Here is a 14,485-nt window from a genome sequence, read left to right as displayed (position 1 = left end):
TGATTATAAATAATATTTAATCGACAGAAGAGTATTGGTTATAATTATGATTATGCGAACATTAATACCATTGATTTTATTATTATCAGTTTTCGTGGCACCTGTATTTTCAGCGGATGCAATTATCGTTGACCGTAACAGCACGGATATCACACAGATCCCTCAGACAGCCATTGAGCAGGCAAAGGCGACCCTTCATATTGTATACGGCCATACATCCCATGGGAGTTATTCTATCCGGCGTTCATGAAAAAGAAATGAAATCATTATTGTCCGGTGCGCATAGATGTCTAGGCAAGGAGGTTAATATCCCGAATATATTTATTTGGTTAGAAATACGATTCACTTATATGTGTAGGATGGGGTTTTATACCCAATACTGTTGTCTTTAGGAAACCGCACAGGCATTTCGGATTAATCGTCATCCCCGCCCCGTATCGAGTACGGGATAAACTTCGGCGGGGATCCACTTTATGTATTTGAAAATAAAAATAAATAGATTTCCGCCTTCGCGGGAATGACGTACTATGTACCTTAATTCAACAACGTTAGGTTTTATACCCCACCGAAAAATATGTGGCATGCAATCCGCCGTCGCAAAAAAAACTCAAGCTAAGGCGGGACAGGAATGCCACCATACATTTCGAAGACCGGCCGGAAAATTAATGGGCTAATCAGATATTTTTTCCAAAGCTTTTTACACGCCTTTTTAATAGAATCATCATTATGATAGGTACTGCGCAGAGTATTGTTGCGAGAATCAGGGAGGATGTAAAATCTCCTGTCTCAATTCCATTTGCATTAATCATCAAAGAGAGTTCGCTGAATATTATTGATGATGCGGCTATCCCGATCATAACAAGGCCGTAATTGGCCCCGGAATATCTTGCACCAAAAAGCTCTGTACTGATAACAGGATTAACCCCTGAAATACCTCCGTATGAAAAGGCTATGAAAAATACAGCAGCAATATACCATAGCCCTGTAGCATAGATCATAAGGATGGTGGCAAAGGCTGAAATCAGTGTACAGGTGATTATTGTTGTTGTCCTTCCTATTTTATCGGAGACTGAAGGTGCAAGCAACCGCCCGGAGGCGTTGGCAACGCCCGAAAACATAATTGCGGCCAGGGCGAGGGTGGTAGACATGCCGCGCGCCATAGCAATAGTCTTGATAAAGGGGATTATGATAAAATATGCGGCAGAACTGGTAAAGAGCGCAGTAAAAATATAGTAGTATGAAGGCGATTTAAGCATCTGCCCTGGTTTAAATTGTTTGATGTGCTCAGGAGGAACAACCTTTGTAAGTTCAGAGTAATAATACTCCTTGCTGGGATTTTTAATAAAAAAACAGGCGATCATTGTAATTAAAAAAAATATAATAGAAAGCGTCCTAAAGGCATATGGCACACCGCCTGATGATAAAAGCGATTCAGCAATCGGGGTAAAGATTACAGTAGCAAGGCCAAAAGAGCCGACACATAACCCTGTTGCCATGCCAACCCTTGCAGCATACCATTTTTGCACAACTGAAAGTACTGTTGAAAATACCAGACCGCAACCGAGACCTGAAAAACCGCTGTATGTGATGTATATGAGCCAGTAGTGTTTGGATGTGAGTATGGAGGTTAAATAAAAACCGAGGCAGAATAAAATTGCGCCTGCCGTAGCCACGACCCTAGGGTGAATTTTTTCCTGGACCAGACCGCTTAATATTGTTCCTGTGACAAATATAGCAATCATAAAGGCGGAAGTCATTGCCACATGGGCTGGGTCCCAACCATAATATTTAACAACGTGCGGCTGGAAAACGCCCCACATATAAAGTATGCCGGCACAAAGCTGGCAGGAAATTGCTGCAACTAACGCTAAAAAACCTGATTTTTTCAAAGTAAAATTCCTTTCAATAATATAATAATTCCAAGTACATAACCTCAAGTACCCTGCATCAACGATTGTAAGAGGGGAGTGGTATAAAAGCGATCAGGGCCAAAATGACAGTAATTGAGACCGCTTTGAACATGGTTGTGTGATTATACATAACATCTGGAAATTTGCCATATCATTATTAAAAAATATTTTGATAATAGCCATTTTTGTTAAGAGGCTAAAAATCTTTTTTAAAAATGCTTGACAGCCTATTACATTTAAAATAGTATCTACTACAAAGATAGTAGAAAAAATATTGGAGGTAGTAGCAATATGAAATCACCGAAGTTAAGCAAGCTGGAACTCAAGGTAATGGAGGCCCTGTGGAATAATGGGGCAACCTCAATAAGGGAGATTCAGGAGACATTCCCTGAAAATGAAAGACCCGCATACACCACTGTACAGACTACTGTTTATCGTCTGGAAAATAAAAAAGTGGTTCACAGGACTAAAAAAATCGGTAATGCCCATATCTTTGATGCCTCCATCACCAGAAATACAGCCAATGGTAAACTCATAGATAACCTCCTGGGGCTTTTTGGCGGAAGCGTACAGCCGGTAATGTCTCATCTTATTGAAACCGGTAAGCTTACTATGGAAGACCTTGAAGAGGCAAAGAAGACACTTAAAAAAATGTATGCAAAGGAGAATTAGCAATGCCTGTTATTGATCTCTTTACATTTGGTAATACCTTCTGGATAGGCCTGGCAAACCATCTATGGCAGTCAACCCTTTTTGCAATAGTTGCCTGGCTGATTATCATGTTCCTGAAAAAAAACCGTGCACGTATCCGGTACTGGGTCTGGTTTTCTGTATCTATCAAGTTTCTGATACCATTTTCCCTTATAGCAAGCCTTGGAACGATGATAACCCCTGAGTGGATGAAGTCGCATGTTCAGATCCCTCCTGAGTGGAGAGTGATTCATACTATTAATCAGCCGTTAAATCCCCAGGATCTGAGAGTGATTTCTTCTGCTGCAGGCACAAAAGATAAGAAGCCATCGTTAGATAGTGTAGATGCTTCATCTTCATCAGACAGGATACCAGCAATAATAATATCCATATGGATATGTGGTTCCTTTGCATTGCTTTTAAGCTGGCACAAAAGGGATATGCACGTTTCCAGGATGGCACGTAAGGCAGAGCCGATTGATAATTATCGAATTGAAGCTTTCCTCAGGATGAAACAGAGACACCGCATATCGAACAATGTTCACCTTGCATCTTCCGATGATTTGATGGAACCCGGTGTTTACGGCATTTTTCGCCCCGTATTGCTGCTGCCCTCAGGGATTATGAAACACATTAATGACTCTGAACTTGAAACAATTTTTTTACATGAATTCGAGCATATCCGGTGTAAAGATAATCTGATAGCCTTAATACACATGCTTGTGCACGCGCTGTTCTGGTTCCATCCGGTTGTGTGGTGGACAGGTTCACGACTTGTTTTTGAACGTGAACTTGCCTGTGATGAAGCGGTATTGGGGGCGGTCAAAAATCCACGTGTATATGCAGAAGGCATTATTAAGGTCTGTGAAACTTATTTCAAGTCTCCAATGGTATGTGTCTCGGGTGTTATAGGATCAAACTTAAAAAAACGTATGGAGGGTATTATGAAAAATCAAATCGGTAACAAGCTTGGTATTTTTAAAAAACTTTTTCTATCTGCAGCAGGGATATCAATTCTGGGTGTACCTCTATTAACAGGGATAATAAATACTACTCCCAGTCAGGCCTATTCCTCTAACGTTGATCAAAATAATATCAACGTTGATGAAACCAGGTCTTCTAATGTGGTACAAAGACTTAATATGGTAAAGGAAACAGGTCTTGAAACAAACAATGAACCGGTAAGTTCCAGTGTAACCTCCGATAAAGTAATAAAACCCCTTTCCAAATCCTTTAAGACTGTTATGAATAAATCATCCCGTGAAGAAAACATTGTGCTGGCGCAAAATGTATCCCCTGAAAAATCATCTACGGGTTCAGCAGAATACATCTCCCAGGGTGTTTCCTTTTTGAAACAGGGGAAGGTTGAAGATGCCATCACTCAATTTAACAGGGCCATAGATCTTGACCCTGGGAAGGCTGTTGCCTATGCTGCGCGCGGCAGCGCATATTTCAGGCTTGAGAAGCTTGATAATGCTATTTCTGACTACAATAGGGCAATAGAGATAAATCCGGATCTTGAAGTGGCTTACCAGGGCCGTGGCAGTGTATATTATCGCCAGGGGCAGTTTGATAATGCCATCTCTGATTACACGAGGGTCATAAAGATAAATCCGGGTCTTGTAAATGCCTATATAGACCGTGGAAATATTTATCAGGAGCAGGGGAGGTTTGATGAAGCAATATCCGATTTCAGCAAGGTTTTGGAAATGAAGCCTGGAGAAGCTATTACATATTACCTGAGAGGAAATGCATATTATCAGAAGAATCAGTTTGATAATGCCATCTCCGATTACAGTAAAGTTGTAGAATTTGATCCAAAGTTTGCAGTTGCCTACCAGAACCGTGGTACTGCATATCAATTTAAAGGTGAATATCAAAAGGCCATCTCGGACTATGATAAGGCCATAGAGCTTATGCCCGATAATCCTTTATCTTATGCATCCAGGGGAAATGCCTATTTTATGTTGGACAGACTCCATAATGCCTCCTCTGACTACAATAAGGCCGTTGAACTTGATCCGGAAATGGGTAATGTACAGGATGTAAAAAATATAGAATGCCGCAGGGTAGCTTTTTTAGGATCAAAATTTAAAGAGAAGATTTGCCTGACAAAATCGCAGTGGGCTGAGAATAAGAAGTTCAGTATGCCAAATAATAAATTTATAACCCAGGAGGAGATATTTAATAATTATGAAGCAGGGGTATCTTTTGGGCAATATTAAAGGGGGGAGGAACAATCATGTGCAAGAGAAATAAAATTGTATTGCTGATATGTGTGTCCTGGTTTTTGAGTTCAGGTATTTATGGGGATGAAGCGACTGAGAATACATCCACTGACAATGATCTGACAGAATATGTATTGCCTCAAATCACGGTCATAGGAGATACCTCAATGGGTTCACTGGAAAGAGATGTGATAGAGGCACAGGAGCTTAAATTTAAAGTTTTTAATAACCTCAATAGTACAAGGGATTTTGATATTGAATGCAGGTGGCGTGAATTGCAGAATTCAAGAATCAAAAAATGGGTTTGTGAAGTGGGCTACCTCAGAGAAGCAAGATATGATGCCATACGAGATTGGATAGAAAAAGGCATACCGATACCCTCTGATGGGGCGCTTCTTGTACAATATGCCGATAAAGGCAGGGCATTAAACAGAGAAATGAATGCATTAGCCACGCAATACCCTGAAATGGCTTTAGCTATTGTAAATGCCCATGAGTTGGAAGAGCTTTATAAGGAAGAGGTCGTAAAACGATATAAAGACAGCATATTTGTTGGAGACCCTCCAAAGTCTAATTTAAGATTAAATAAAATTGACATCTGGGAAGCAGCATTCCAGGATCATAAGAAAGGACTTATGTCAGATGAAGCATGGGCACGCTGGGACAGGATGTACAGAAAGATTTTTAAATTACCCTCTTACCAGAACATGTGGACATCAGTTAATCACAAAAAATATTCAGGTGAGTTTGTTGCATACGTCAATACAATAGTTGCAGGGAAGTAGATGTTAAAGTTTTACTTCCGGTTTATTTCCATTGATTCCAAAACCCTGCGTCTCTTGTAATAGGCCGGAAGTAGAAGCATAAAGACTATCAGGGCCATGATTGCTATAAATGCGCCTGTCTTGAACATGGCAGAGTAATTGTACATCTCATACACAACACTGCCAAAAAGCGGCCCTGTAAACAGGCCCAGATCAATACCGATATAAAGTGTATTGCTTGCCACACTTCTCTTTAAAGGTGTTTCAGAGAGTATGCACATGGAATAGAGTGCTGGCTGGAATGACCCGAAACCGATAGCCGCAATAACACCGCCAAAAAGCAGTTGCCCGATTGTTTTTCCTGTGCCGATTATAATAAAGGATGCGGCAAATAAAATAAGGGCAGGGGGGAGTACCTTTGCCAGACCGAGCCTGTCAGTTATCCACCCGCTGAATGGCCTAATGATCATGAGAACTATTGCAAGCACAGTAAAAAATGCGCTTATCCCTGTAATCCCTAGTTCCTTGGCATACTCAACAATGTACACGTTATAAAGTGACCAGCAGATAAAGATAAAAAACATGACTATTGCGATTGGTATTGTATGCACTGAGGCGATATTTTTGTACCATGCCCCTGTGCTTAATATTTCTTCCTTTGTCTTTTTATCAGGTTTAAGGCAATAGGCAGGGATAATGCCCAGAAAGAGTATTATCATTGTAAATAGAAAAACACAGGTGAAGCCAAAGCTTTCATCCTTTAGGTTTGTCCCGAAATGGAGTACATAAAGACCGATGGACGGGGCAACAGCCATGGATAATGATCCGCTCAGGCCATATATCCCCATGCCTGAGGCCAGTTTTTCTCTTGGCAGGCTTTCACCGGCAAGGGTCATTGTAAGAGAACCGACAAGGGCGTATTGCAGGCCATGGATCAGCCTGCAAACAATAAAAGCAGAAATACTGTCAAATATGGCATAGCCGATATTAACAACACCACCGATAGTAAATACCAGTATCATCAGTTTACGCTTATCAAATATTGTGAGCACAGGGCCTGAAACAGGTCTCATTGCGAGCGCTACAGCAAAAAAGAGGCCGGAGATCAGGCCCATTACATAGGCGCTTGCCCCCAGGTGAAGCGCATAGGATGCTACAAGCGGGTTTACTGAAAAATGGGCAATGCCCAGCATAAAAGAGGTCATTAATATGCATATAAAATTGTGGTTCCAGATGGTGTCGGGTGATTTAAAATCCTGATTTGTCAAAAAAGATAACTCCTGAGTTCAGTTATTCTTTTACCGGCATTACATGGATTGCCTTGATAATGAGCTGCACCTCATCTCCAACCTTGAGATCAAGATCCTCTAAGGATTCTGTGGTGATTACTGATCCCATCTCTGAGGGTTTGTTCACCTTGAATTTAATAAGTGACATCACATCACCCTTTTTTATGGATTTCACCTTTGCTGTAAGGGCATTTCTTGCGCCGTATTTCATGATATTCTCCTTTCCTGTAAAGTTTTTTCATAAAAGCCAAACTGTTAATGCAGCATAACATAGAGTAATAAATGCGTCTATCTGTTAAAAATATTTTTTGACTTGTATGGGTGAATTAACTAGAATCCGCACTTAACTTTCTTTTCAATAAATAAAAACACCTTTATATTAACGAGGTCATATGTCGAACGATTATAAACCCTGGACATGGAATCCGCCTGAAGACTTTAAACCTCTTGATTACAATGCCTCCCGCCAGGATGGCCATGACAAGGTATCCGGTCAAGCAGTCTACACAAGGGATGTCTCTATTCCGGGCATGTTATATGCCAAGATCCTTAAATCACCATATGCCAGCGCAAAAATTATAAAAATGGATATCAGCAGGGCAGAGGCCCTGACCGGTGTCAGGGATATTATAAGATTTGATGACCCTGATATCCGCTTTGAAAACACCACTGGCGGATACTGTTCAAGCGAGTACAATATCCTGACCCTTCCCCCCACTGCGGATTTTTATCAGCACCCGATGGGGGTTGTGGTGGTGGCAGACAGCGAAGAGATATGTGACTGTGCTCTCAGGCATATTGAAATAGAATGGGAGGAGATGCCCTTTATCCTTGATATGGAAGAATCCCTTAAACCTGATTCACCAAGGATTATGCCTGATGTTTTAAGGTTGAATGCAGCAGCAAAAGAGCCAAATACCCTCATAACAAAAAAGACAGATATCGGTGAGGTGGATAAAGGGTTTACCGAGGCAGATAAGATAATCGAATATTCCTTTACAAGGGGGCCAAATACGGTTGCAGGTATTGAAGGCATGGTGTGTGTGGCCCATTGGAGAGGTGATTTTTTGGATATCTGGCAACATCACGCCTCCCATGTGGAACAGGTCTTAAGTAATCCGAGCCTTGTAAATGTTGGATTATCATTTGTCTCCCTTGGATACGGCACTATAGACGCCGATGTGAAATCCCCGCCAAAGGACAGAAAGGACCCGCTATTACCATTATGTGAACGAAACAGGATCAATGTTACTATCCCATACCAGGGGGCATGGTATGGCGGTATATCATGGCTCGGCTATTCAACCGCATTTATCCGCATGGCCACAATCATCGCGAAAAGGGCGCAAAATCGGCCTGTAAAGCTCCTGTTTGATGAAAGCCATTTTTACCTCACAGGGGATGATGCTGCAAAATATAAATGCAGGATCGGTGCAAAAAAGGACGGTACAATAACCGCGCTTGACTGGCATGTGGTGGGGCCGGTTGGCGAGCTTCATATAGATAAGACCCATGAGTCCACATGTATCCAAAACATGCGTAACACGCAGGAATGGGCACTTATCAACCATAGCCCTCATATCTGTTTCAGGCATGGTACCCAGTGCTGTGTGCCCCATAACATGATGTTTGACAGGGTAGCAGCGGAGTTTGGTCTTGACCCAACAGTGGTAGCCCTTAAAAATGACGGGTGCCAGGGCCATGACTGGGCATGGATAACAAAATACCAGGAGGAGAATGGCTTTCCAAAAAGGCACAGCCTGAAGGAGGTTATTGATTTAGGCAAGGAGGCCATCCAGTGGGATAAAAAGTGGCATGCCCCCGGCGCAAAAAAACTTTCAAACGGGAGGATGCACGGGCTCGGGTTTGTCTATATCAATGAGTGGAGTTGGATGCCAGGCAGGCAATTTGCCTGTCTTGTACTCAGGGATGGAAAACTCACGATAATAGGTATGAGGGCAGATTTCGGTGTGGATACTGAGTCTGCCTTTCGCTATTGTGTGGCCGCTGAATCAGGGATAAGGTATGACGATATCGTGCTTCAGCAGCAGCGGTCAGATGCCAACACCTACCGCTTCTGGGTTCCGGGCGGGGCAATGGGCATTACACGGAACACCCCGCAGCTTATAGTCGCGGCAAGGCAGTTGAAACAGAAGATCCTGGAATATTCTGTGCGTCCTCCTGCACCCCCGATGTTTTTCCCCGGCGCAAAACCTCCACAGGCGGCATTTCCTGGAAAAACCACCGATGAGCTGGATGTAAAAGAAGGTTTTATCTTTGAAAAGGCAAATCCTGATAACAGAAAAAGCGTAAAGGATGTAGCAGGCGGGTTCTGGGGTGATGACCCCTCCATAATCCACCCGGTTGTACCTGATGTATCCGGGTTAACCCTTGATGGAAAGCCTCACCCCAGGATGTATATCATGAGCAGGCAGGCGCATTTTATGGAGGTTGAGGTAGATATTGAGACCGGTGAGGTGATAGTCTCCAACCTTGTGTGCGTAAATGATGTGGGCCACCTCTTTAACAGAAGGGGCGCAGAGGCCCAGCAGTATGGCGGGGCAATAATGGGACTGGGGAGGAGCGCAACAGAGGAGAAGATCTACTGCCCGAAAACAGGGGTAGGGCTTAATTTTGATAACATTAATTATCATATCGGAACAATGAATGATTACCCGGAGATAAAGTGCATCCTGAATGAAAGTCATTTGGGTTATTCCTCCTATGGCGCATGCGGTTTGGGAGAGGATTCCGGGGCATCTCTTTCAGGGATAACAGCAGGCGCGATATACAACGCAACCGGGAAATGGGTTGAGGAATTCCCCACGACCCCGGAGAGGGTGCTGAGGGCTCTGGGGAAGATTTAAGCTTTAATAATCGAAATCGAAATCGGTTTTTGCATTTGAGTCGAAATCGCAATCGGCTTTTGTCTTAAGTTTTAAGTTATTATCGAAGCTCGATTTCGATTTGGATTTCGATAAAAAACGATTTCGATAAGAAATTTGGAACCAAAACTATGGCACTTGGGCATGAAAAACTTGATGTCTACCGGCTGGCTCTAACGTATGTCGCATGGGTTTACGAGAAGGCGAAAAATCTGAATGGAGTTCATCGTTCAGCAAGGGATCAATGGCTTCGTGCAAGTCAGCCGATACCGTTAAATATTGCTGAAGGTAACGGCAAGACTGCAAAGGCAGATAGAAGGCGATACTTCGAGATTGCACGAGGTTCAGCTCTGGAATGCGCAGCAATTCAGGATGTTTTAGTTGTAGGCAAGGCTCTTGATGAAACACAAAGCAGCGATCACAAGGTTGAGCTTGATAGAATAGCTGTTATGCTAAGTAAATTGGGTGGAAGAGGCTACAGCGAAAAAGATAATCTTTAATCTTTTTTAAACGAAATCGAAATCGGCTTTCGATTTCGATAAAGGAAAAACACAACACACGGGGTTACTATGTCAGAAACAAAAAAAACAGACGATGAAACAAAAAAAGGTATCAGCAATCTCTCCCGCAGGAAATTCCTGAAGGATGCAGGACTGGTAATTGGCGGAACAACAGTGGGCACAATGGCCTTTGCATCCGGTGGTGAGGCCCAAGCACAGGAAAAAGGGAATCTCACACCTGCTGACGCAACCTCAACCAACACCCAGTCAGGATGCAGAGAGCCAATTGAACTCACTGTAAACGGCGGAAGATACCGTTTTCATGTTGAGCCCAACTGGACCTTAAGACAGCTTTTAAGGGATGAAATAGGTCTTACTTCACCAAAGGACTGGTGCGGCGGCATGGGGGCATGCGGGTCATGCACTGTAATCATGAACGGTAGGCCAGTGCTGTCATGCTTAACCCTTGCAGTAGAATGCAATGGGGCAGTGATTGAAACCGCAGAGGGGATTGCAAAGGTAAAACATCCCATAATAGACTCTTATATCAAGTGGAATGCCTTTCAGTGCGGTTATTGTACCCCCGGTTTTGTAACAACAGCAAAGGCGCTTCTGGATAGAAACCCGAACCCGACAGAGGCTGATGTCCGCGATGCCCTTGGCGGCAACCTCTGCCGGTGCGGCACATACCAGCAGCATCCGAAAGCGGTTGTGGATGCAGCTCAGGTATTGAAGGGGGTTAAATCATGAAAACAATAAAAAGATTCGAACATATCAATGCAAAGTCTGTAGATGAAGCAGCCGCAATATTAAAGGCAGGAAATACCTCCTTGATAGCAGGTGGTACCGATATCCTGGGCGCAATGCGATTTGAGATACTGCCTGATTATCCTGAAATCCTTGTCAATCTAAAGACCATCCCTGATCTTGATTATATAAAAGAAGAGGGGGGCATACTCAAAATAGGCGCACTTACAAGGCTGGAAGATATTGCTAAAAGTGATCTTGTGAAATCAAAGTATACCGCACTGGCTGATGCTGCACATCATACCGCATCGCCTCACATAAGAGAGATGGGAACAATTGGCGGGAATATCTGCCAGCTCACAAGGTGCTGGTATTTCAGGCTCCCTGATAACAGGTTTGACTGTGTCCGCAAAGGGGGTAAAAAATGTTATGCCATGATGGGTGAGAACAGGTATCATTCTATATTTGGGGCGGTCAAAGGATGTGTTGCTGTAAACCCGAGTGATACAGCCCCGGCACTGGTAGCGCTGAATGCAAAGATCAAAACGAATAAAAGAACGATCGAGACTGAACAGTTCTGGGATATGGTCAAACCTGGTTCAACAATTCTGGAAAAGGACGAGATAGTAACAGAGATACAGGTGCCCACACCACCAAAGGGCGTTATAAGCTCATTCATTAAATTTGCCATACGCAAGTCCATAGACTTTCCAATAGTCAACTGTGCCGCCATGATTGGAAAGGGCGAGGCAAGAATATGCCTAAATGCAGTGCACAATAAACCCTATCGGTGCATTAATGCAGAAGATATGATCAGGGGTAAGTCCATAAACGAAAGCAATGCAGATTCAACCGGAGCCGCTGCAATAGAAAAGGCAAAGACCCTGCCCGGTGACAGAAACAAGTGGAAGATACAGCTTGCAAGGACAATGGTTAAAAGGGCGATACTGGGTTGTGCATGATTGATTGTTTAAAAAGCAATAAAGATACTGGATTGATATTATAAGGTGTATTGATTGCTCCAGTTCTGTAACACTAAAACACTATAAAATTATCTTACATTTTTGGAATGTTTTGCTTATCTTTCTGTATAACATCCAAAATGTGAAGATAGCCGAAACAGGTGAGTGTTTTGTTGTCCATTAAATAAGGTATATCATTAATGATTCCTGCAGAAACAGTACTCAATACGTATAAAAGAATCGAGGATTCTCTTTACAATGTTCTTCAGGTCGTACCCTATTGTGATAACCACAAGCAAACTTGGTCAGATCATCTTGTCACAATCATGTTAGAATCATGTAGCCTCCTTGATTCTTTATGGCGTGCCGAATCTTGGCAATCACCATGTGTGCAAAACGATAAAAAAAGAAATGACATTAAAATGCTTGATTATTTCAGATATTTTGGAGAATACATAGAATCAAAATGGATAGTGTTTTGGGGTGAAAACCCAGAAATAATATATCCATTTAAAGATTGGACAAAAACAGGTTTATATAAAACTGAAAAAGATCAAAATTTTCTTGACTGGTGGACTGCGTACAATAGCCTAAAGCATGACCGTTTGCAAAACCGACCGGAAGCAACCCTATATAGATCTGTTCGTGCTGTTGGAGCTCTTTTCCTTGCTATTTTGCGATGTGAGGCTTGCCGTATTGCAATTGCGCAAGCCGGTTGGCTTTCATGTGATTTTAGTAATCCTGAAGCATGGTTAGGGGAAGACACACCCAGTTGCAAAGAACGATATATAACGGCTGAGAGTAAATTGTTTTCATATGCTGTTGGATGGGGGAATGAAGAAATACCTTCTAAAAAAAATTGGCGCGGACCATCAAGCTATAGGTTTAAAAGATGGTTCGATACATAAATGGCCAACTGGACGTTCTACCTGACCCGCAACTGCTTCACTACGTGGGCTGGTAAACTAATTGTTATATATAAAATGGATTCATTTTAGTTTTTATTAGAGTCGTACAAGAACAAAAATATGATAATTTAAAAAATACAATCACTAAAATTTACTGAGATCTTATGCCATCAGATAATGTAAGAAATATTGCTAATAAGTCAGTCGAGTTCGTTAAGAGCTTTTTTGCCAATCTTCCAAGTGAAGAGAAGTCGATTCTTCCATCAATTTTCAAAACTGCTGGTTCATGGGTAGGCAATTTCGATGATTTTACGATTGGCATTTTCTATTTAACACATGAAGAAATACAGAGAGCAGTAAAAAATATGAACCAGGGAATACATGCTTTTCCTGGGTTTTATGTTAGCGAGCCAAATAGAAAAGAAAAAATGCCGGTAGCAATAAAGATGGCAGGCTCATGCAATTATTTTGCTTCTTGTCATACGGAGAACATTATAGCTTTTAGTGTATGCCAAGGATCAAGCTTCACTGTCATAGATCATTTCCATGAGATAAAAGACTCATCTGGACAAGAGTTCAAATACCGAGTTGACCTTGTATTCTTTTTAGGACTATTACCAAATGAGGAATGGCAACAATTTAAAAAACGCCTCTCAGAACTGCTTCTCCATAGCTTAAACACGTGGAGGGGTATGCGATGAGTAGAGATGATGTCCTCATTCAATTGAAAAAAGAAATCGAAAGGACAGATGCCCAAACCGAGCTTGAGTGTGGCAAACTTCTTAAAAATATCGCTTGGGTGTTGCTTACAATTGCCGATGGAAACACGACCTATGTTCGAACAGAGCAGATTTGTTCAACTGGAAGAGTAGACATCGTTGTCTTAGCAAATTCACTGCAACCTGGTGGTAATTTTCGACGAGAAGCTCATATTTGGGAACTAAAAGCTCCTCAGGTTCCGCTGTTTGACTTAAAAACGCAGAGTCAAGCCCAGCCAAGCGTTCACCTTTACAGCGCTGAAACACAGTTAATGCATTATTGTTATGCTGTTTCCAATGATGCCGTTCTTTTAAGAAGATGGGGTATTTTATCTCCTGACCATATTCGTTTAGGTGGAATCATTATTGGACGTGATATAAATTTTGTTGCTTGCAACGAAGAAGATAAAACTTTAGCTAAACAACTCGCTTGTGAAGCACATGAAATCCGAGAGGTTTTTTTCTATCGCAAGTTAAATTTGAAACTCTGGACCTGGGACAAGGTAATTACCTTGGCAGAATCACAATCACTAAGTCATCATAAATTTCAAGGCGATCCGAAGATATCGATCGATTTGCATGAAAGTGTTGATCTTTCAGCTACAATAATTGCCGATCCATAAAAAGGGAACCACATAACCACGCAAATTCAGCCAGGTAGGTTGGGTTTTTAACCCAACATCCTTTTTTCATGCATATAGATGAGAGAGATTATTTTAAATCATTGCTGTCCAAGATAAATGAAAATTTGATATTGCATCAAGTAAAAACAAGTAGTTAAGTTAACAAAACGGCGTATTCAAAAAACAGGTTATTGCCAGCAGTGCTGTCCAAGAATCAAAAT

The 14,485-nt window shown here is 42.0% G+C and carries 14 protein-coding genes; 11 read left to right on the top strand and 3 right to left on the bottom strand.

Translation table 11 applies throughout. The features are described 5' to 3' along the window. Positions 1–94: 94 nt before the first annotated feature. Complete coding sequence (locus GX654_00685; GenBank protein NLD35367.1) at positions 95–250, top strand: hypothetical protein; 156 nt, start codon at positions 95–97, stop codon at positions 248–250. Positions 251–674: 424 nt separating this feature from the next. Here the strand turns inward: GX654_00685 and GX654_00680 are convergent, their stop codons facing one another. Next, complete coding sequence (locus GX654_00680; GenBank protein ID NLD35366.1) at positions 675–1,889, bottom strand: OFA family MFS transporter; 1,215 nt, start codon at positions 1,887–1,889, stop codon at positions 675–677. A gap of 312 nt (positions 1,890–2,201) precedes the next feature. On the opposite strand from GX654_00680, the gene GX654_00675 reads away from it, so the two are divergent. Genes GX654_00675 through GX654_00665 form a run of 3 tightly spaced genes read left to right on the top strand, consistent with a single transcriptional unit; the run spans position 2,202 to position 5,613 of the window. Next, positions 2,202–2,582 carry a BlaI/MecI/CopY family transcriptional regulator gene (locus GX654_00675; protein NLD35365.1) on the top strand — a complete coding sequence of 127 codons (381 nt, stop codon included), beginning with the start codon at positions 2,202–2,204 and terminating at the stop codon, positions 2,580–2,582. Between the two features lie 2 nt (positions 2,583–2,584). Further along, the gene (locus GX654_00670; protein ID NLD35364.1) at positions 2,585–4,825 is read left to right on the top strand and encodes a tetratricopeptide repeat protein; all 2,241 of its coding nucleotides are present in this window, start codon (positions 2,585–2,587) and stop codon (positions 4,823–4,825) included. A 17-nt stretch (positions 4,826–4,842) separates the two neighbouring features. Beyond that, entirely contained in the window at positions 4,843–5,613 is a 771-nt protein-coding gene (locus GX654_00665; protein NLD35363.1) for a hypothetical protein, read from the top strand. A gap of 11 nt (positions 5,614–5,624) precedes the next feature. Here the strand turns inward: GX654_00665 and GX654_00660 are convergent, their stop codons facing one another. Next, on the bottom strand, positions 5,625–6,860 hold the full coding sequence (locus GX654_00660; protein NLD35362.1) for an MFS transporter: 1,236 nt from the start codon (positions 6,858–6,860) through the stop codon (positions 5,625–5,627). A gap of 22 nt (positions 6,861–6,882) precedes the next feature. Next, positions 6,883–7,092, bottom strand: coding sequence for a TOBE domain-containing protein (locus GX654_00655; GenBank protein ID NLD35361.1), 210 nt, complete (start codon positions 7,090–7,092; stop codon positions 6,883–6,885). Between the two features lie 181 nt (positions 7,093–7,273). Between GX654_00655 and GX654_00650 the strand changes: the two genes are divergently transcribed. The 7 genes from GX654_00650 (at position 7,274) to GX654_00620 (ending at position 14,264) form a co-directional block, all read left to right on the top strand. Then, on the top strand, positions 7,274–9,748 hold the full coding sequence (locus GX654_00650; GenBank protein NLD35360.1) for a molybdopterin-dependent oxidoreductase: 2,475 nt from the start codon (positions 7,274–7,276) through the stop codon (positions 9,746–9,748). 149 nt (positions 9,749–9,897) lie between these two features. After that, the gene (locus tag GX654_00645; GenBank protein ID NLD35359.1) at positions 9,898–10,266 is read left to right on the top strand and encodes a four helix bundle protein; all 369 of its coding nucleotides are present in this window, start codon (positions 9,898–9,900) and stop codon (positions 10,264–10,266) included. A gap of 183 nt (positions 10,267–10,449) precedes the next feature. Next, a complete protein-coding gene (locus GX654_00640; GenBank protein ID NLD35358.1) occupies positions 10,450–11,016 on the top strand; it encodes a (2Fe-2S)-binding protein in 567 nt (188 codons plus the stop codon). A gap of 5 nt (positions 11,017–11,021) precedes the next feature. Further along, on the top strand, positions 11,022–11,975 hold the full coding sequence (locus GX654_00635; GenBank protein NLD35357.1) for a molybdopterin dehydrogenase: 954 nt from the start codon (positions 11,022–11,024) through the stop codon (positions 11,973–11,975). Between the two features lie 200 nt (positions 11,976–12,175). Beyond that, positions 12,176–12,883, top strand: a complete 708-nt coding sequence (locus GX654_00630; protein ID NLD35356.1) for a hypothetical protein — start codon at positions 12,176–12,178, stop codon at positions 12,881–12,883. 164 nt (positions 12,884–13,047) lie between these two features. After that, the gene (locus tag GX654_00625; protein NLD35355.1) at positions 13,048–13,584 is read left to right on the top strand and encodes a hypothetical protein; all 537 of its coding nucleotides are present in this window, start codon (positions 13,048–13,050) and stop codon (positions 13,582–13,584) included. After that, positions 13,581–14,264 carry a hypothetical protein gene (locus GX654_00620; protein NLD35354.1) on the top strand — a complete coding sequence of 228 codons (684 nt, stop codon included), beginning with the start codon at positions 13,581–13,583 and terminating at the stop codon, positions 14,262–14,264. Before GX654_00625 ends, GX654_00620 begins: the two co-directional genes overlap by 4 nt. The last annotated feature ends 221 nt before the right edge of the window (positions 14,265–14,485 follow it).

Source organism: Desulfatiglans sp. (assembly GCA_012513605.1).
Taxonomy (GTDB): Bacteria; Desulfobacterota; DSM-4660; order Desulfatiglandales; family HGW-15; genus JAAZBV01.
Note: the sequence above shows the minus strand (reverse complement) of the source record. Positions and strands in the feature narration are given on the sequence as shown.

What these genes read in the sequence shown, in the direction of transcription:
- GX654_00675 (NLD35365.1), top strand. Translation starts at nt 2,202, where the DNA reads ATGAAATCACCGAAGTTAAGCAAGCTGGAACTCAAGGTAATGGAGGCC.
- GX654_00670 (NLD35364.1), top strand. Translation starts at nt 2,585, where the DNA reads ATGCCTGTTATTGATCTCTTTACATTTGGTAATACCTTCTGGATAGGC.
- GX654_00665 (NLD35363.1), top strand. Translation starts at nt 4,843, where the DNA reads ATGTGCAAGAGAAATAAAATTGTATTGCTGATATGTGTGTCCTGGTTT.
- GX654_00655 (NLD35361.1), bottom strand. Translation starts at nt 7,092, where the DNA reads ATGAAATACGGCGCAAGAAATGCCCTTACAGCAAAGGTGAAATCCATA.
- GX654_00650 (NLD35360.1), top strand. Translation starts at nt 7,274, where the DNA reads ATGTCGAACGATTATAAACCCTGGACATGGAATCCGCCTGAAGACTTT.
- GX654_00645 (NLD35359.1), top strand. Translation starts at nt 9,898, where the DNA reads ATGGCACTTGGGCATGAAAAACTTGATGTCTACCGGCTGGCTCTAACG.
- GX654_00640 (NLD35358.1), top strand. Translation starts at nt 10,450, where the DNA reads ATGGCCTTTGCATCCGGTGGTGAGGCCCAAGCACAGGAAAAAGGGAAT.
- GX654_00630 (NLD35356.1), top strand. Translation starts at nt 12,176, where the DNA reads ATGATTCCTGCAGAAACAGTACTCAATACGTATAAAAGAATCGAGGAT.
- GX654_00625 (NLD35355.1), top strand. Translation starts at nt 13,048, where the DNA reads ATGCCATCAGATAATGTAAGAAATATTGCTAATAAGTCAGTCGAGTTC.
- GX654_00620 (NLD35354.1), top strand. Translation starts at nt 13,581, where the DNA reads ATGAGTAGAGATGATGTCCTCATTCAATTGAAAAAAGAAATCGAAAGG.